This is a genomic window from Fictibacillus phosphorivorans (assembly GCF_023715845.1).
GTDB classification, from domain to species: domain Bacteria; phylum Bacillota; class Bacilli; order Bacillales; family Fictibacillaceae; genus Fictibacillus; species Fictibacillus phosphorivorans_D.
In genome coordinates this window covers 20804-38990 of sequence record NZ_JAMBOR010000001.1, presented here as the reverse complement: position 1 = coordinate 38990, position 18187 = coordinate 20804, and the positions used below count along the sequence as shown (strand labels likewise).

The window sequence follows — 18187 nt, the reverse complement described above, 5'->3', positions numbered from 1 at the left end:
CTTTCATTAGGAAGTTAACTGAAATTCAAAATAACACTTATTCTCCTGAATATAGCTTTCGATGAGTACCATGCTTTTATGTGTTGAAAATATATTCTTCATTTTTCCGAGTATATTTTCTTGATCGGTGAGATTACCTTCAAATGTATAACTCACACGAAGATCTTCAGGTTCAAATGTAATAGTAAGTGAGTATTCATCATATCCCGAAATCGAATTGTTCAGCACATCGCATAACTCATCCGTTGTATGTAACAATTCCTCTTCAAATAAACTAAAATCTCCGCTTTCACCTTTAACTTTTCCATACAATTTTACAGGATGCTTCAGCCAATTATAGGTTAGTAAGTACTCTGATAAATTCGGGGTCTTCAGGTTAGAGATTCTGGATTCTTCCCGGGATAATTCAATAACTTCATTCATTATCTCTTTAACCCGCTCAGTGCGGTCAAGAGACAGGTTTGCTTTGATAAGCTGAAGCTGGTTTAGCCAGTCATGCCTGGCATGGCGCAAAAGATCGACAGTCGTCCATTTTTTTGACTTCATCGCACTTCCAGCCTTTCCTTTTAATATGGCTACACCTTACACCAACAAATTTAGCGCAGTACTCAAACTTATTTTATGCTAAAAACTTGGCTTACTTTGATATCGAACAAAGAAAAAACCCTAACCAATCTGGTTAGAGTTTTTATCTCCCTCTTACGCTTCTTGCGCGATTGGGTAAACACTTACCTTTTTGCGGTCACGGCCATAACGCTCGAAACGAACGATTCCGTCAACCTTTGCAAATAGTGTGTCATCTCCGCCTTTACCAACGTTTGTACCAGGATAGATCTTAGTACCGCGTTGACGGTAAAGAATTGAACCACCAGAAACGAACTGTCCGTCAGCACGCTTAGCGCCTAAACGCTTAGACTCTGAATCACGACCATTCTTTGTGCTACCTACCCCTTTTTTAGAGGCAAAGTATTGAAGGTTTAATTTAAGCATTCGTTGCACCTCCTTCATGTTCAGTCAATTTTATATACTCACTGTATCCTTCTTCAATCGAAGCAAGAGATACAATCATGCCTTCCAAAAGCAATTGCGTTCTTTGATAGGTTGAATCATCTAGATTATTCGGTACATTGCACTTGAGAAAACCACCATCTTCATGAGTGGTAACTTCAGGCTCATAACCGCAAAGTTTTTCAATCGCATTAATTGTCCCGAACGACACGGCTGTTGCGGCCGCACAAACCAGGTCCTGGCCATGTGGAGCAAAATCAGCATGTCCATCCATCGTAAACGAAAGTATGTGTTGATCACTGTTTCTGAAAATAGAAACTGAAATCATGAGAATTACCCGTTAATCTTGTCAATCACAACTTTTGTGTATGGTTGACGGTGTCCTTGCTTACGACGATAGTTCTTCTTCGCCTTAAACTTGTAGACAACGACTTTCTCGCCACGGCCATGTTTTTCAACTTTTGCCGTAACTGTAGCACCTTCAACTAAAGGAGCTCCTACTTTCAAGCTGTCTCCACCGACCATCAATACATCTTCGAATGTTACTGTTTCACCAGCTTCAACATCTAGTTTCTCAACATAGATTGCTTGACCTTCTTCAACTCGAACTTGCTTACCACCAGTTTGAATAATTGCGTACATCAACGTGCACCTCCTCTTATACTCAGACTCGCCATCCTAGGTGTATATAAAATATACTTAAAAACCTAGTCTGTGCGGTTGGAGCGGGTGCTCCAAACACTAACGAAAAAAGTTTACCATGTTTAGGACACCTGTGTCAATGTGAAAATCGCTTTTTTAAATCACTCAGAGCACCTGTCTGCCTAACGATCAGTTCACGATTTTTCGGACCTGGAGTGACAACGAACAAACGGCCATACTTTTTCTCGATATAAGAGAGCTTGTCAGAATGATTTTTAAGCCATTCCGCAAAATATGGCGGTACTTCTAACCAGATTGCTTCATCATCATGATACACGTATTCCATCGCGATTCTTTCGAGCTCATAATAAAAAGTTTCCGGCCGCAGCTGGTGATTATTCATGATATCATTCCTTGGTTTATCCGTAAGCGTTTCTAATAACGAGGGTCTCTCTTTCTTGCGGGTGAGTTCGAATAGCCCCATTTTTGTAAAACCATATAAATTGATCGTGGTAGAATCTCTTTTGCTTTCTTCTTTTAACACGGACAGGATTAAGTCTTTGTCTGATTGAGATTGCATGGTAATAAAATCAATCACGATCATTCCCGCTAAATTACGCAGCCGAAGTTGCTTCATAATTTCTTTAGCAGCTAAAACATTGGTTTCTGCCATAGTTTTAGACCGGTCTTTCTTTCCTGTGAATTTTCCAGTATTCACATCGATTACCGTTAACGCTTCTGTAACATTAAAATAAAGGGATGCACCATTTTTTAGCCAAACATGAGGAAGCAAACTTTTTTCAAGTTCTACATCAATACCATATTTTTTGAAAATCGGTTCTTTTTCGGTGTAAAGCTTAACTTGAAAAGGTGTGCGGTAAGTAGATACATACTCTTTAATTCGGGAATATGTATCAAGATCATCTACAACAATTTCTTCCACATTTGAACTAAGCCATTTTTCTAATAACAGATAATAAAATGGTGGTCGAATAATTAGACTTGGCGCTTTTATCCCTTCAGCCATTATAACCGTTTCTGAAAATTGTTTCCTTAAGTTCTTTAATTCATTTTTCATTTCTTTCTCAGGAAACTTTTCGCAGCCCGTTCTGATGATCATTCCTTCTGTTTCATCAGTCTGAACGGCACCCCACTTTAATAAAACATCTCGATCAGATTCTTTTATTTTTTTGGAAACGCCAATATGGGGAGTATACGGAAAATATACGAGAAGGTGTCCTGTAAAAGATAAGAGCGCTGTAAGTTTCGCTCCTTTATCACCGGTTTCTTCCTTGGCAATCTGAACGAGAACTGATTCTCCTTCTTTTATCAAACTTGAAATGGATATCTTCTTCTTTTCTTCTTTAGATAACATCTGGAATGCAGGCAGATCATCTCTATGGAGAAATCCATTTTTCATCGTACCAATATCCACAAAGACAGCCTGCATACCTGGAAGCACTTTTTGGACCTTTCCTTTATAAATACTCCCTGTCGATGGCTTTTCATCTGGTCTTTGATAGGCGCATTCTACAAGCTTTTCATTCTGTAGAAGCGCCGTTCTTTTTTCCAGACCAGCCGCATTGATTACTACCTGTTGCATCGTTATCATCCATCTCCCTATCAAAGGTTCGTTTCTCTATTTTAACGAAAAACTTGGCCAATTGCACTTTCAGGAGAATGGTTATAAAAATACGCCTCTAACAGGTCCTTTTCTGCTATCGTATACGGACTGTGGCCTTTGACAATAATGGAGTGTGAGATTCCTTTTATTAATAGGCTGGTGACTTCAGATAATGACGCGGTGGGAGAGACGATTAGGGTCCGCATTTGTTTTGAGGGGTTCTGCTGCAGTTTACTTAATAAGAACCTAATAAACACATAATGCCTTCTTCTCCATTCTAAAAAATGAGCAACGAGTAAAAAACCACAAATCACCCAAAGGTTTAAATGGTTCGGCTGCTGATAAAGCTGCCAAGCACCCCCGGCAACTAAAAGGAAAGCTGACAAGTATAAAAAATGCTGTTGGGCAAACTTAAACGGCATCCATTTCGTAAAAAGCGCAAATGCTATCTTTCCTCCATCCAATGGCCAGATCGGCAATAAGTTGAATGTAAATAACGTAAAATTCAAAAGCAAGAACCAAGCAAAATCGCCTTGAGATAAGTGGCCCAAGGAATAAAAAATATAAGCCAGTCCTATCATCCATATATGCTGCAAGGGACCAAGTACAGCTACCCATATTTCTTCGCGAAATGGCCGAGTACCGTGTTCTTCAACAACAGCAGCACCACCAAAAGGAAGAAGATCAATTCTGGAAATTCTCCATTTAAAAAGATGGGCCCCAGCAAAATGACCCATCTCATGTATAAGGACAACAAAAAACCAAACGATTATCTCCCTAAAATGCCCTGTGAAAATAGCTCCGAAAATAACGATCCAGAATGCAGGATTAACCTTTATTTTTCGGATAAATTGTATGATTAGGTTAATCAATATCAATCACCTTGCTTGGATCGATGAAACTCTTGTCTTTTTTGATTGCAAAATAAAACTTTCCTGTTTTTCCATTTTCATTTTCCGATACTTTTCCTAGCCGTGTTCCACTCTCAACATAGTTATAAAGCTTAATCGATTTATCGATTTCTTTCAGATCACCATACCAAGATTCTTGTTCATCAGAGTGCTGAATAATTACGGTATATCCAAGGTCTTCTTTTTTACCGGCAAATACGATGTATCCGTCTTTAGCTGTCTCTACGGACTCATCTTTGCTTCCTGTCTCGATCCATATTCCTTTGCCATTCGAACTGAACGATTCATATACTTTGCCATCAGCCGGAACAGCGTAAACCTCGCTTGCTTGATCAGGTTCATCTTTAACCAATTTATCTTTTGGCAATAGTGCCAGTGGTTTGCCGAATTGTTTTTCGTACCAGTCTTTTGCTGCCGCAAAATGGAACTCGTCTTCATACACATGCTTTATGAAATTTTGAGCTTTTGCCGTCTGTTCTCCCGTATTCTTAAAAATAATGCCAACGATTAAGAACAAAATAATGGAGAACATCACTTGCATCAGTAAGGTATGACGGTTAAATAGAGGGTGATCTTTCTCCGAGTCTTCTCTGTTTATCGATATATTTTTCTCTTTTAATGTTCCACTCTTGGATAAATTCCCATATTTTTTTCGGATCTCATCTGCTCTATTTTTCATAACCGTTCCTCCATTTTTCTCATATATATGTCCATCTTATGACTTGTCCTGAGAAGTTATGAGTAAAATGAGACGGAGTAATGTAGTGAATATCATGAATCCGGAAAAAACAAAAAAGCACTGGCCGAGGCCAACGCTTTATTTCATTCCTAATAATGTTTTAATCTTACCAAAGAATCCTTTTTCTTCTTCTAATGATAGAAGAGGAACAGATTCTCCTAGTATTCTCCTAGCAATATTTCGATAGGCGATGGATGCTTTTGAATCCGGCTGCATAGCTACCGGCTCCCCTTTATTCGCTGCCTTAATTACGTTTTCGTCGTCAATGACTACTCCTAAAAGCTCAATAGAAAGTACGGAAACGATCTCGTCAACTTCAAGCATATCCCCACTCTTTGCGAGATGATTGCGCAATCTGTTTACGATAAGTTTTGGCGGCTCCAGCTCTTCTTGTTCTAACAGACCGATAATTCGATCCGCATCACGTACAGATGAGATTTCTGGATTTGTTACAACGATGGATTTGTCAGCGCCTGCTACCGCATTTTTAAATCCTTGTTCAATGCCTGCCGGACAATCAATAATCACATAATCGTAATCTTGTTTTAGTTCCTGGACAATTTTTTTTACTTGTTCAGGTTGAATAGAAGACTTATCTTTTGTTTGTGCTGCTGGCAGCAGATACAAACATTCAAAGCGTTTATCTTTAATCAAGGCTTGATTAAGTTTACAGCGTTCTTCTGCAACATCAACCAGGTCATAAATGATCCTGTTTTCAAGTCCCATTAAAACATCCAGGTTACGTAACCCAATATCGGTATCCACGAGACATACTTTTTTTCCAGAAAGAGCTAGAGCAGTCCCTATATTGGCAGAAGTCGTGGTTTTACCGACTCCACCTTTCCCAGACGTAATGACAATCGCTTCTCCCATGCTTCATTCCCCTTTCTATACCAAGCTGTTCAACATCGGTCTAAGTCGGTGAACAGCACTGATCCGATCAATCCGAATCTGTTGTTCTTCTTTGGATATGTAAGCAAACTCCATCTCATTTCCCAAATCTGAATAAGAGTCTGGTGCTCTATTAATATGATGTGCGATCCTTAGCTGAGAAGGTTTCATAACAGAAGCGGCGATGATTGTTTCCTCATTTCCTTTGCTTCCGCTATGTGCAATACCTTTCAAGGCGCCAAGAATATAAATGTTACCCGTCGCAATAACAGTTCCACCCGGGTTGACATCGCCTACTAGAAGCAAGTCGCCTTGAATATCCAAAACCTGTCCAGATCTAACGATTCTTGAAACCGTAACTACCTGTGCATCTTTTCTCAGTTCCTCTGCTTCTGTCTTGGTGATAACTTCTGATTCGATATGTTCTAAGATCAGGTTCTCTTTTTGATTTAAAACTTCCCGCAATTTTTCTTCGTCTTCCGCAGTAACATATCGCTTTCCTGCTTTTACCTTAACAGAAATAACTGGACCATTAAGCAGCTGTCCACTATTTGCAGATAATTTATCATGAAGTTCCTCAATAATCTCTTCAAAGGAACATCTATCATCCAACAACAAAATGAGGCCGTCTTTTGTACCTTTTATTGTTACGTTATGCTGCAGTTTCTGTACCATTGGCATTGTTCACCTCAACGTACTAACATTCGACAGCTAGGTCTAAATTCCTCTTTGCTGCTGTTAGTTTTCTTTTATCGTATCCTTCAGCAGGTTCAGCTGCTTCACATATGGATAATAAATGAGTAACGCAAAGAAACCGTTTAAGATGAGGGTAGGCAACAATCTTTTGTATAGAAACATATCTATCATTTGATTGCTGATCCCGATAAGACTGTTCAAGCCATAGACAGTAAACTCTAGGATAGATACACCTACAATGGATAGAAGCAGTGCAACAATAAGGTTTCCGAAAAGATATCTTGAAATGACAGATGTAACATAGGCAGTTGCAGCCATAGAAAATAAATATACACCAATGATATCCGTATAAAGTAAATCAGTAAGGAGTCCAAATCCTAAACCATAGACGAGTCCATAAGTTGAATTTACAAACATGGCAATAAATAAAATCATTATCATCGAAAAGCGAGGAATGAATTGCCATTCCATGCTGTTCTCATGAGGCAATAGTGCTTGCATCAAGGAACTTTCGCTGATAAATGCTAAATAGATAAGAAAAGGAAGAAGGATCTTTTTCATCATTCTTCCTCCTTTTCTTTTAAACTTTCACCTACTGCAGGCATCTCTCTTTCGAGAACCATCACATGAGATAAATCATACAAATCAGCAGAAGGCTTCAAATAAGCCGTTTGAGTTAATCCAACTTCATCTGGTTCGATTTCAATAACTTCTCCGATTAAAAGATTAGGAGGAAAAACATCCCCCAGACCTGAAGTAATTACTTTTTGGCCCTTTTTAATCTTTGCATCTACCGGAATCTTTTTAAACAGCAAAGCTTGACGTTTCGGGTCGTATCCTTCTATCGTTCCAAAGATATTTTTTTCACCTTGAACGATTGCAGAAAAACGATTTGTCCGGTCATTATCACTAATGAGCTGAACAGTAGATTGGAATAATGAAACATTCGTCACTTTACCAATAAAACCTTGAGGGGAAATAACAGCCATCTTTGGCTTAATTCCGTCTTTTTCCCCTTTATTGATATAGATGAACTGATTCCATTGGTCAGGAGATCTGCCGATTACTGTTGCTTCACGCACCTTGAAATCTGTTAGATCTTCTTCTTTATCAAGCTGCGCTTTTAACGTTTTGTTCGTTTTCTTAACTTCCTCATACTGTACATACAATTTCGCGTACTCATCTAACCTAGCTTTTAACATTTGATTCTCTTTGTAAAGCTGTTTCATTTCAGCTAAGTTCTCAAAGAAACCCGCTATTGAATTAGCGGGTTTATAGAAAATCGTTTGTGTTAGTCCTGCAGTGTCTTTCAAGAACTGCTCAGGTAAGGTTAGGCTTTCCCTTTTTTTCATCGAAAAACCAATCAAAGCTACTAGAATAATAATACTGACTAGCAGAATGATAAGGCGTTTATTCGAAAAAAAATGTGGCATGAAAATACACCTACTTACTTGGATTTAGATCTAGAAGTAATACCAGCTTTGGATTTAAAAAGGTGCAGATTTTCAAGAGCGCGGCCAGTTCCTACTGCTACACAATCCAATGCGTTTTCCGCCACGATAACAGGCATCTTTGTCTCTTCACTTATCACTTTATCCAAGTTTCTCAATAAAGCTCCCCCACCAGTAAGAACGATACCGCGATCCATGATATCAGCAGCAAGTTCAGGCGGCGTTTTTTCAAGAGTAACTTTTACAGCATCCATAATACTGTTTACTGTGTCACGCAACGCACTGGAAACTTCTTCCGCCGTAATCGTAATCGTTTTTGGAAGACCTGTCAATAAATCACGTCCACGGATTTCCATGTCTTCAATACCTTCAGGTGTTCCTGCAGATCCGATTTCAAGTTTAAGAGTTTCTGCAGTTCTTTCACCGATCATTAAGTTATACGTCTTTTTAATATAAGCAATGATAGCATCATCCATCTCATCACCAGCGATGCGAATCGACTGACTCGTTACAATTCCCCCTAAAGAGATAATAGCAACTTCTGTCGTACCTCCGCCGATATCTACTACCATGCTTCCCGTTGGTTCCCAAACAGGAAGGTCAGCTCCGATAGCTGCCGCGAACGGCTCTTCAATCGTATAAGCTTCACGAGCACCAGCTTGCTTTGTAGCATCTTCAACTGCACGCTTTTCTACAGCTGTAATTCCAGATGGAACACAAACCATGACATAAGGTTTGCGTGCAAAAACAGAACGGTTCTTTTGTGCTTGTTGAATAAAATACTTCATCATCGTAGCTGTAGTTTCAAAGTCCGCAATAACCCCGTCCTTCATTGGTCTAACAGCTACAATATTTCCCGGTGTACGTCCGATCATATTCTTTGCAGCATTACCTACAGCTTCAATTGAACCAGTGTCAGTACGCAAAGCAACAACGGAAGGTTCACGCACAACAACACCCTTGCCCTTCACGTAAACAAGTGTGTTTGCAGTTCCTAAATCAATCCCTAAATCTCTTGAAAATCCACCAAACATTTATGTAAACTCCTTTCATCAAGCAAAACTCATACGTTTGATTATACGCTATAAAAGAAGCAAAAGACAATGTTAAACATATCCTTTTTCTTTTAAACTTACGTATTTTTGATCACCGATAATAATGTGGTCCAACACTTCAATTCCTAGCATTTTTCCACACTCTACTAACCTTTTTGTAACTTCTATATCTTCACGACTTGGAGCAGGGTCACCACTCGGATGGTTGTGAAAACAAATAATAGAAGCACAAGATCTCTTCAAGCCTTCTTTGAACACTTCACGCGGATGTACGATTGAAGTGTTCAGACTGCCAATAAAGACTGTCTTCTTATTCAAAACTTGATTTTTTGTATTTAAGTACAGACAAACAAAGTGTTCTTGGTGCAAAAAGCGCAGTTCATCCATTAAATATCTTGCCCCGTCTTCCGGGGACCGGATGGTGTATCTTTCTTCAAATTGAAGACGGCTGATCCTTTTCCCAATTTCAATAGCAGCCATAAGTTCTACTGCTTTGGCAGGTCCGATGCCGTTTATTTCTTTCAGCTCGCCAATCGTTGCGTCTTTTAAATGTCTTAGCCCTTCAAAATGCTGGATGATATGATGCGAAAGCTGTATGGCAGACATCTGTTTTGTTCCTGTTCGTAAAAGAATGGCTAATAATTCATAGTTGGACAAGGTATCAGGTCCGTCTTGCAGCAGCCTTTCCCTTGGTCTTTCCTGTAAAGGATAATCTTTAATCATAAGCGGTTTGGTGGCCACTTACGCTCCTCCCTCGTTTTTCAGTCTATATGACTGACCCGTTGAAAGAAAATCCGAAATCACTAAGTGTTCTTGCCACTTTGGATACCGGTAAGCCTACTACACTAAAATAATCACCATGAATCTTCTCTACGAGCAAAGAACCGTACCCTTGAATACCATAGCTTCCGGCTTTGTCAAAAGGTTCACCGGTCTTGATGTACCAGTGGATCGTTTCTTCGCTTAACGAATAAAACGTGACACTTGTCTTTACCGAGAATATACGTTTCTTTTGTTGATCCATTATACAAACACCTGTGTAAACATCATGCGTTTGTCCTGACAGCATCCTTAGCGTCTCAGCAGCTTCTTTTTCATCTTGAGGCTTTCCTAGCCGCTTGCTGCCAAAACTCACAATTGTATCAGCACCTAATATGACATCGTTTGGTTTATATGAAAGAACATCTGATGCCTTTTGTTCTGCAAGTGATTCAACCAATTGACTTGGATTTAGATTAGGATCCATTTTTTCTTCAAGTGTACTTGGATATGTTTCAAACGGAAGAAGCGTTAATGACAGAAGTTCATTTCTCCGAGGTGAAGAAGAGGCTAAAATGAGGTGTTTCATGTAATCACCTTTCAATTCGTTCGTAGTTGTTAAATCTATAGTTAACAATAACAAACTTGTAAAAAATAGACAAACAGCGCCAAAAACTTACTTCTATTAGTTTTTCGGCGATTTCGACTTTTTTATGTGGGCAAACGGTAACATTCTTAGACGTTTTTTGACAAATTTCCCGAATAGCACATGATTGAAAAAAAATCGATATCTAAACCTATATAAAAAAAGCAGAGACAGGGGAAGGGTCTCTGCTCTTTTAAAGCTTGCAAGTTTTTATCTTCCATGCATGTTGATTAAAAGCGCAGGGTCCGAGACTTCTCGAAAATGTAAAGAACACATTCTACCTGCGATGAATCGCTGTGGAAGCTTTCCTTGTCCTATGGGACGAGCGGTCAGTTGAGACCTTTTAGGGTGCGAGCAGCAAAAGGTCTCACCGGGAAAGCAAGTACCTGAAGCAAAAATCAACTACAAACAAAGCAAGCATGGATACGAAAATACCATTTACTAACAAACTTCCTATTTCAATGTCTCTAAAAGCTTTTTATAGGATTGAAGACTGTCCATGGCCTTTTGCTGAAATCCCCAGTTCAATTCTCCTTTCTTGGTATCTTTCAGAGCTAAAAAAGCACCTTCAAGCTGTTTCTCAAAATCAGAAGCAGCTTTTGCTGTATTGTCCTTCCAATTCTTCTTTTGGTTCTGTCCGTACTGTTTCCACTTATTAAAATCACTTAACGTTTGATCAAGTCCCGATTCTTTCGCACCGGGCATTTGGGAGAGCGTTAGTACGTTCTGTAGAAGAATCTTGCCATTTGTAAAATAGGTCTCGTCTAAGCTATTGGGTGTTTTTAGATCTTCGAATGTGAAAGACAATGTTTTTACGATTGGTTTATCCATTTTATCTTGATAATTTTCACGATAACTTTCTAGTTGATGCTTTTCATTCGCGATACCTACAATAACGGCAGATTTTTCATCACCCGCTGGAACGATCACACCAGAGTAACCCTTGTCTTCTATATCTTTCACAACGTCTTCCGCTCTTTCTTTCGTTGAGAATACACCAGCTTGCAAGGCTGAGAATTCTAAGTGGATCGGAGGGAGTTTGACAAGTTTCTTCCCAGAAGGAGAACCTTCTTTCTGAACAGGAACCGCTTCAGAGTTAAGATTTCCTGCTTCTGTAATATCTGATGAAAATACCATCAGAACCATAATACCTAAAACAGTACCCGTTACTACCGCCGCCATTACAGCTGCTAAGATCTGCTTTGATAAAGATTTGCCTTTATGAGGAACAAGAAAGCTCGTCCTTTTTTTAGAGAACATATTCATTTTCTTTCTTTTAAAAACAATATCACTTTTCTTTACCGGCTCTGCAAGTACCGTGTATTCATCTTTATCAAGAACTTCTATAGTCGCTGCTACCTCATTACTCGTTTGGTCTGGTTCACAGGAACTCTTATTATAATGCTGTTGTTTACCGTTTATTAATATTGAAATCTCTTGTTTCAAGACTATCCGCTCCTCTCTAGCATCTAGTAAATCATATGCAAATGGACATTTAATAGAACTGAAAAAGCAGATTCAAGGTAAAAAGGAGTATGCGTAAACCAAAGATCCTTTAGAATGAAATTTTTTATGCGTAAATAAAGACCCCAGGTAATTTCCTGAGGTCTATTAGGACTATCCGATATAAGCGGCTACTTTGTTTCTGCCTTGTTGTTTTGCACCTGTATACATGGCTCGATCTGCATTTCTTATCAATGTTAAAGGATCTTCCCCTTGATGAGGAGCGGTAGCTATACCAATACTAGCTGTTATGTAAATATGTTGTTTACACTTATCGGTTAGATCGTTATGAATTTCAAATCCATTGGCCGAAATCTCAGAACGAAGCTGTTCAGCTATTTCCAAACATTCTTTGCCACCGGATTCAGGCAGGAGGATAATAAATTCCTCACCGCCATATCGGGCTACGGTTCCCCGTTCCCCTATAAAATCTTCAAGCCTTCGAGCAAGCATGATGAGGACTTCATTACCGCTTTGATGACCGTATGAATCATTTACTGCTTTAAAATGATCGATATCTAGCAGTATGACAGAAAATTTTTTTCTGAAATAGTCATAGTTGTTATACATCGTTGCCAGAAGATCTTCAAAGTACCTGTAGTTAAAAAGACCGGTTAAAGGACATTGCTCACTTTTTAATTTCGTAGATTCATAGTTTTTAGCATTATCAATTGCAACCGCTAAATAGTTTGCCAAAATCTCTAAAATAATCAGATGATGCTTTTGGTAGGCATGTTTTTTCTTAGAGGCGAAAGTATAATCCCGACGATCTTTTGGTTCCGGATCATAGGAACGGATACAACGGATTCTGCTTTCCCTTGAAAGAAAGTTTCAGATATTTCTCTCCAGGCTTTGATCTTGCAATACCTAATACTCATCCCGCTAGACCATACTTTTCCGCTAATCGCTTCATGCTTTTTGATAGGAATTGAATTTAAGATGCCTTCTTCACTTTCATATTTTCTAATGATTTTTAAATGTTCACCCGCATCTGCATCATAGATAAAGGCAAAATCAACCGTCATAAAGGCAATAAGTTTCTCTATGAAAATATCTAAAATAGGATCCACTTTTAAATGTTCCGAAAGCTGCTGCCCAATTTCACTCGCTTTTTGTAAAGAAATATTGATCTGTTCACTCGAATGATAAAGTTTAATGATGAAGGAAAGTGAGATAACCGGTAGCCCTACATAAAAAATAGCAGGCTGTCCCAATTGAGAATATAATACGTACAGCATAAGTCCAACTGGTATAGCAAGAACTTCTGAAACGAGATCCCATAACGCATCACGATCAATAAAACGGCTAGATTGTTCATAAAGGACAGTGATAATAAAATACAATCCAACATGATTCAATATTAACCCTGTAAGGACGTATCCAAAAACTGGGACTAAGTTGATCGATTCATTTAAGTTAAATGCGCCTGTTTCCCCGCCAAGAAAGTAAAAAACAATCGCTTCACAAATGATGATCCATGAGAACATAAGCGTATTTGCCATATATCTGTAATACTCTTTGATTACATTTACTTTCAGGGAGAAAAACATAGCCAGTAATGATAATATCGTTATCAATAAAGCTACTGTAAGGCCATAATATAAAAAGACTGCTAAATTTATTCCCGACATGAATGAGATATTCGCATTAAGAACCTTAATCGGAAACATTGAAACGATAACAGCTAATAGAGAAATGATGCCAAGGTCGACTAACTTTAAATCAGGCTGGTTGTTCGTCATTTGGACCGCCGTATATAAAGCTATTGGGAATAAAACGAGCCATGCAGCTATTAAATAATTGCGTTTTCTCATATTGTTCATCTGAGATTCCATGGCTTACCCCTTCCTTTTGCATCTCTATATCCATCTTTTTTACTAGTACCATTATCTTACCTATTTATTTTATCAAAAAGTCAAAAAATTACAATAAATGTTATTCCATATTTTGAAAACTTTTTCGAACCTCAGAAATAAAGTAAAGAGAGCCGGTGATGATTAGAACATCTTCATCTCGAAGTTTTTTCCGTATCACTTCTAAAGCTTCACTCCAATCCGAGATCGCACATGATGTTACAAAAGGACTCTCCGCTTGCAACTGTTCTGCAGATGCTGCTCTAGGAAATGTAAAGGTAGTGAAATAAGCTTCATGAATAATATTTTCTAGCTCTTTCATCATGTTTTGGTAAGCTTTATCATGCAAAGCAGCGAACAATAAATAAATCTTTCTATCTTTATAGTGATGTTCAAGAGTTTGTTTAAGAGCTTTTATCCCTTGAAGATTATGTGCACCATCTATAATTATATCGGGTGAAGAAGAAACTTTTTCAAACCTTCCTGCCCAGTTTGCACGAATTAAACCTATTTTTATTTTTTCGTCATCTATTGTGAAAAGATTTTTTTTCGTCAAATATTCAACTGCAGCAATCGCCAGTCCTGCATTTTTTACTTGATGAAAGCCTTTCATAGAGATTTCTGATATGAAGTTTGATTTTTCTTGTCCCGTATATTCAAACTCTTCTCCCCAGTCCGTACTTCTATGGTGATGAACTGAAAAATCTCGTCCAAGGGATAAAGACTCTGAATTCATGGTTTGAGCCTTTTTCTCAATGACTTGTAAGGCTTCAGTCTGTTCTACAGCTGAGATTACCGGAACTTCTTTTTTAATGATCCCGGCTTTTTGAAAGGCAATTTCCTCGATTGTTTCCCCTAAGATTCCCATATGATCATATCCAATATTTGATATTAAACTTAAGATCGGTGTGATTACATTTGTAGAATCATATAAACCACCTAATCCAGTTTCATACACAACAATATCCGGCTGTTTATCAGCAAAATATAGCAAGGATATAACCGTGATCACTTCAAACTCTGTCGGACTTCCCAATGATGTTTCAGTTAGTTCATCTACTAACGGTTTTATCACCTTTACGTATTCCAACAGTTCCTGATCTCGAATGGGTACTTTATTAATGGAAACTCTTTCGTTAAAAGTGATGAGGTATGGTGATGTAAAAGTCCCTACATTATAGCCTGCTTCATTAAAAATACTGCGTAAGTATTCGACAGTGGATCCTTTTCCGTTTGTTCCGGCAATATGTATACATTTGATTTTGCTTTCTGGATTCCCCGTTCTTTTCAGCAGCCATTCCACTCTCTTTAATCCTGGCTTTATACCAAATTTTAATAAACCATGTATCCAAGTTAGTGCATCTTCGTAAGTATTCAATCGTTAGCCCGCCCTTCATCAACTAAAAAGAAGGCGAATCCCAACTTAAAAAGGATCCGCCTCATATTCTAAAATGCTGTTAGCTTTGAAGCTCTTTAATACGTGCGAGAACATTATCATATTTTTCCTGATAATCACTTTCTTTTGCACGCTCTTCAGCAATAACCTTCTCAGGTGCTTTTTTCATAAAACCTTCATTGCTTAATTTTTTCTTTACACGCTCTACTTCTTTTGCGTATTTTTCTGCTTCTTTTTCAAGACGTTTGATCTCTTCTTCAATATTCAATAGCCCTTCAAGAGGAAGGTACATTTCAAGTCCTGTTAAAACCGTACTCATGCTTTTTTCTGGTGCAGAGATTTCATCAGAGATCAGAAGCTCGCTAGGATTACAAAAACGTACTAGGTAGCTGCGGTTTGAATCTAGAGCTTTTAAGATCTCTTTATTTTTCGGTTTGATCTGAAGTTCGATCGGCTTGCTAGGTGCAACATTCATTTCTGAGCGAATATTACGAACAGAACGAATCACTTCTGTCACAAGTGCAAATTCTTTTGCAGCTTCCGGGAAATGAAGATCATCGCGTTTTACCGGCCAAGCAGCTACAGTGATCGATTCACCTTCATGCGGCAGATGCTGCCAGATCTCTTCTGTAATGAACGGCATGAACGGATGAAGCAAACGGAGCGTCTGATCAAGTACATAAGCTAGAACAGAACGAGTTGTTTTCTTAGCTTCTTCATCTTCTCCATACAACGGAAGTTTTGCCATCTCAATATACCAATCGCAAAAATCATCCCAGATGAAGTTATAAAGAAGGCGGCCCACTTCTCCAAACTCGTAAGAATCGATGAGTCTTGTAATATCCTCGGTTGTTTCGTTTAATCGCGTCAAGATCCATTGGTCAGCAAGTGACTTTTTGCCTGTTAAATCAATCTTATCGTATTGCAAACCATCCATATTCATGAGGGCAAAACGAGAAGCGTTCCAAATTTTATTCGCAAAGTTCCAAGTAGATTCAACCTTTTCCCAGTAGAATCGAAGGTCGTTACCAGGGGAACTTCCTGTCGTTAAGAAGAACCTGAGAGCATCTGCTCCATACTTATCGATAACATCCATCGGATCTACACCATTTCCGAGAGACTTACTCATTTTGCGACCTTCTGAATCACGAACAAGTCCATGGATTAAAACATCGTTAAACGGCTTTTGGTTTGTGAACTCCAGCGATTGGAAGATCATTCTTGATACCCAGAATGAAATAATATCATATCCAGTTACTAATACATTTCCTGGAAAGTAACGTTGAAGATCTGCTGATTCTTCTTCCGGCCAACCCATTGTTGAAAACGGCCAAAGAGCGGATGAGAACCATGTATCCAGAACATCTGTATCTTGCTCCCAATTTTCAGGGTCACTAGGTTCTGTTTTTCCAACATAGATCTCACCTGTTTCTTTGTGAAACCATGCCGGAATACGGTGTCCCCACCATAGCTGGCGAGAAATACACCAGTCACGGATGTTTTCGATCCAACGCATATACGTATTTTCAAAACGATCTGGTACGAAATTAACTTTGTTTTCGCTTTGTTGTAGCTTGATTGCTTCTTCAGCTAACGGTTTCATCTTTACGAACCATTGTGTAGATAGATATGGCTCTACGACAGCACCGCTTCTTTCAGAGTGTCCAACGGAATGCATATGTTCTTCAATTTTAAACAGAACGCCTTGATCCTGAAGGTCTTTTACGATTTGTTTTCGGCACTCAAATCGATCGAGACCTTGATATTTTCCGGCGTTTTCGTTCATCTTTCCGCCTTCATCCATTACCAAGATACGTTCTAGGTTATGTCTGTTTCCAATCTCAAAGTCGTTTGGATCATGAGCAGGCGTAATTTTAACTGCCCCTGAACCAAATTCCATATCTACGTAATCATCGCCTACGATTTCGATCTCACGTCCAACAATAGGCAAGATCGCTTTCTTGCCGATCAGGTGCTGATAGCGTTCATCTTTTGGATGTACGGCGATCGCTGTATCACCAAGCATCGTTTCAGGACGAGTTGTCGCTACTTCTATATGTCCTGAGCCATCAGCAAGCGGATATTTCATATGATAGAAAGCACCTTGAACGTCCTGATGAATAACTTCTATATCAGAAAGTGCTGTTTTTGTTTGAGGATCCCAGTTGATGATGTATTCTCCACGATAGATCAGACCTTTTTCATAAAGCGTTACGAATACTTCTTTAACCGCTTCTGAAAGACCTTCGTCTAGTGTAAAACGTTCACGGGAGTAATCTAATCCAAGTCCAAGTTTTGCCCACTGCTGACGGATAAATTGAGCATATTCCTCTTTCCATTCCCATGACTTCTCAAGGAACTTTTCACGGCCAAGATCATAACGAGAAACTCCCTCTTCACGAAGTTTTCCTTCTACCTTTGCTTGAGTGGCAATACCTGCGTGATCCATACCAGGCAACCATAATACATCATAACCTTGCATGCGTTTTGTACGAGTAAGAATGTCTTGAAGTGCTGTATCCCAAGCATGACCAAGGTGAAGCTTACCTGTTACGTTCGGTGGGGGAATAACAATTGTATACGGCTCTTTCTCTTTATCACCTTTGGCTTCAAAAAATTTACCTTTCAGCCAAAAATCATAACGATTTTCTTCTGTTGCCTTCGGATCGTACTTTGTCGGCATCGTCAGTTCTTTCTGTTCGTTCGTCATCATTTCTCCTCCTTTTATTTCTAAGGACTCTTTTTAAAAGATTCATTTTTGTTGATTCTTTTCATTGACAGTTTGATTGGAGCAACCACTTTCAAGAGCAACAAGTTTAAAGAAAACAGCTTTTTTAAAAACAAAAAAGCCCTTTCGTCTTAAAGGACGAAAGGACTGTTCCGCGGTACCACCTTAATTTACGGCACGTTTAAATAAACATGCTGTACTCTTAATCGATAACGGGTCTACCGTCTTCTTCTACTTTATCGTTCAAAGAAGATGCTCAAGGGCGACTTCCAACCAACTGGCCTT

19 protein-coding genes and 2 other annotated features (1 of these 21 only partly in view) are annotated in these 18187 nt (G+C 38.9%); all 19 genes read right to left on the bottom strand.

The features are described 5' to 3' along the window. Window positions 1-6 precede the first annotated feature (6 nt). The gene (locus tag M3206_RS00180; RefSeq protein ID WP_251310497.1) at window positions 7-546 is read right to left on the bottom strand and encodes a Spo0B domain-containing protein; all 540 of its coding nucleotides are present in this window, start codon (window positions 544-546) and stop codon (window positions 7-9) included. Between the two features lie 153 nt (window positions 547-699). Further along, window positions 700-990: a 50S ribosomal protein L27 gene (gene rpmA / locus M3206_RS00175; protein ID WP_251310496.1), complete on the bottom strand. Its 291-nt coding sequence runs from the start codon at window positions 988-990 to the stop codon at window positions 700-702. Continuing rightward, window positions 983-1336 (bottom strand): ribosomal-processing cysteine protease Prp, encoded by a 354-nt coding sequence (locus M3206_RS00170; protein ID WP_251310494.1) that lies wholly within the window; start codon window positions 1334-1336, stop codon window positions 983-985. Before M3206_RS00170 ends, rpmA begins: the two co-directional genes overlap by 8 nt. 5 nt (window positions 1337-1341) lie before the next feature. After that, entirely contained in the window at window positions 1342-1650 is a 309-nt protein-coding gene (gene rplU / locus M3206_RS00165; RefSeq protein WP_066291353.1) for a 50S ribosomal protein L21, read from the bottom strand. Window positions 1651-1664: 14 nt separating this feature from the next. Beyond that, window positions 1665-1740 (bottom strand) — a sequence feature (ribosomal protein L21 leader region). A 46-nt stretch (window positions 1741-1786) separates the two neighbouring features. Then, window positions 1787-3253 carry an Rne/Rng family ribonuclease gene (locus tag M3206_RS00160; RefSeq protein WP_251310493.1) on the bottom strand — a complete coding sequence of 489 codons (1467 nt, stop codon included), beginning with the start codon at window positions 3251-3253 and terminating at the stop codon, window positions 1787-1789. A gap of 41 nt (window positions 3254-3294) precedes the next feature. Next, the gene (locus M3206_RS00155; protein ID WP_251310492.1) at window positions 3295-4146 is read right to left on the bottom strand and encodes a M50 family metallopeptidase; all 852 of its coding nucleotides are present in this window, start codon (window positions 4144-4146) and stop codon (window positions 3295-3297) included. After that, window positions 4139-4864, bottom strand: coding sequence for a M23 family metallopeptidase (locus tag M3206_RS00150; protein WP_251310490.1), 726 nt, complete (start codon window positions 4862-4864; stop codon window positions 4139-4141). The genes M3206_RS00155 and M3206_RS00150 overlap by 8 nt, the downstream gene beginning before the upstream one ends. A 138-nt stretch (window positions 4865-5002) precedes the next feature. After that, entirely contained in the window at window positions 5003-5797 is a 795-nt protein-coding gene (minD, locus tag M3206_RS00145; RefSeq protein ID WP_251310489.1) for a septum site-determining protein MinD, read from the bottom strand. A 15-nt stretch (window positions 5798-5812) separates the two neighbouring features. Next, entirely contained in the window at window positions 5813-6490 is a 678-nt protein-coding gene (minC, locus tag M3206_RS00140) for a septum site-determining protein MinC (RefSeq protein WP_251310488.1), read from the bottom strand. Window positions 6491-6553: 63 nt separating this feature from the next. After that, complete coding sequence (mreD, locus tag M3206_RS00135; RefSeq protein ID WP_251310487.1) at window positions 6554-7072, bottom strand: rod shape-determining protein MreD; 519 nt, start codon at window positions 7070-7072, stop codon at window positions 6554-6556. Next, window positions 7072-7944: a rod shape-determining protein MreC gene (gene mreC, locus M3206_RS00130; RefSeq protein WP_251310486.1), complete on the bottom strand. Its 873-nt coding sequence runs from the start codon at window positions 7942-7944 to the stop codon at window positions 7072-7074. The genes mreD and mreC overlap by 1 nt, the downstream gene beginning before the upstream one ends. A gap of 14 nt (window positions 7945-7958) precedes the next feature. Further along, window positions 7959-8996: a rod shape-determining protein gene (locus M3206_RS00125; protein WP_251310485.1), complete on the bottom strand. Its 1038-nt coding sequence runs from the start codon at window positions 8994-8996 to the stop codon at window positions 7959-7961. A 72-nt stretch (window positions 8997-9068) separates the two neighbouring features. Then, a complete protein-coding gene (radC, locus tag M3206_RS00120) occupies window positions 9069-9740 on the bottom strand; it encodes a RadC family protein (protein ID WP_251310746.1) in 672 nt (223 codons plus the stop codon). 43 nt (window positions 9741-9783) lie between these two features. Then, window positions 9784-10365 (bottom strand): Maf family protein, encoded by a 582-nt coding sequence (locus M3206_RS00115; protein ID WP_251310484.1) that lies wholly within the window; start codon window positions 10363-10365, stop codon window positions 9784-9786. A 510-nt stretch (window positions 10366-10875) separates the two neighbouring features. Continuing rightward, window positions 10876-11868, bottom strand: coding sequence for an SPOR domain-containing protein (locus M3206_RS00110; RefSeq protein WP_251310483.1), 993 nt, complete (start codon window positions 11866-11868; stop codon window positions 10876-10878). A 171-nt stretch (window positions 11869-12039) separates the two neighbouring features. Next, window positions 12040-12621, bottom strand: a complete 582-nt coding sequence (locus M3206_RS00105) for a GGDEF domain-containing protein (protein ID WP_251310482.1) — start codon at window positions 12619-12621, stop codon at window positions 12040-12042. A gap of 14 nt (window positions 12622-12635) precedes the next feature. Beyond that, a complete protein-coding gene (locus M3206_RS00100; protein WP_251310481.1) occupies window positions 12636-13760 on the bottom strand; it encodes a GAF domain-containing protein in 1125 nt (374 codons plus the stop codon). 100 nt (window positions 13761-13860) lie between these two features. Further along, window positions 13861-15156: a bifunctional folylpolyglutamate synthase/dihydrofolate synthase gene (locus M3206_RS00095; RefSeq protein WP_251310480.1), complete on the bottom strand. Its 1296-nt coding sequence runs from the start codon at window positions 15154-15156 to the stop codon at window positions 13861-13863. Window positions 15157-15235: 79 nt separating this feature from the next. Further along, complete coding sequence (locus tag M3206_RS00090) at window positions 15236-17884, bottom strand: valine--tRNA ligase (protein ID WP_251310479.1); 2649 nt, start codon at window positions 17882-17884, stop codon at window positions 15236-15238. Between the two features lie 149 nt (window positions 17885-18033). Then, window positions 18034-18187, bottom strand: a binding site (T-box leader) (it continues 74 nt past the right edge of the window).

Bases quoted from the DNA above. Each gene is read 5' to 3' on its own strand.
- M3206_RS00180 (WP_251310497.1), bottom strand. From the start codon at position 546: ATGAAGTCAAAAAAATGGACGACTGTCGATCTTTTGCGCCATGCCAGG.
- rpmA (WP_251310496.1), bottom strand. From the start codon at position 990: ATGCTTAAATTAAACCTTCAATACTTTGCCTCTAAAAAAGGGGTAGGT.
- M3206_RS00170 (WP_251310494.1), bottom strand. From the start codon at position 1,336: ATGATTTCAGTTTCTATTTTCAGAAACAGTGATCAACACATACTTTCG.
- rplU (WP_066291353.1), bottom strand. From the start codon at position 1,650: ATGTACGCAATTATTCAAACTGGTGGTAAGCAAGTTCGAGTTGAAGAA.
- M3206_RS00160 (WP_251310493.1), bottom strand. From the start codon at position 3,253: ATGCAACAGGTAGTAATCAATGCGGCTGGTCTGGAAAAAAGAACGGCG.
- M3206_RS00150 (WP_251310490.1), bottom strand. From the start codon at position 4,864: ATGAAAAATAGAGCAGATGAGATCCGAAAAAAATATGGGAATTTATCC.
- minD (WP_251310489.1), bottom strand. From the start codon at position 5,797: ATGGGAGAAGCGATTGTCATTACGTCTGGGAAAGGTGGAGTCGGTAAA.
- minC (WP_251310488.1), bottom strand. From the start codon at position 6,490: ATGGTACAGAAACTGCAGCATAACGTAACAATAAAAGGTACAAAAGAC.
- mreD (WP_251310487.1), bottom strand. From the start codon at position 7,072: ATGAAAAAGATCCTTCTTCCTTTTCTTATCTATTTAGCATTTATCAGC.
- mreC (WP_251310486.1), bottom strand. From the start codon at position 7,944: ATGCCACATTTTTTTTCGAATAAACGCCTTATCATTCTGCTAGTCAGT.
- M3206_RS00125 (WP_251310485.1), bottom strand. From the start codon at position 8,996: ATGTTTGGTGGATTTTCAAGAGATTTAGGGATTGATTTAGGAACTGCA.
- radC (WP_251310746.1), bottom strand. From the start codon at position 9,740: ATGATTAAAGATTATCCTTTACAGGAAAGACCAAGGGAAAGGCTGCTG.
- M3206_RS00115 (WP_251310484.1), bottom strand. From the start codon at position 10,365: ATGAAACACCTCATTTTAGCCTCTTCTTCACCTCGGAGAAATGAACTT.
- M3206_RS00100 (WP_251310481.1), bottom strand. From the start codon at position 13,760: ATGGAATCTCAGATGAACAATATGAGAAAACGCAATTATTTAATAGCT.
- M3206_RS00090 (WP_251310479.1), bottom strand. From the start codon at position 17,884: ATGACGAACGAACAGAAAGAACTGACGATGCCGACAAAGTACGATCCG.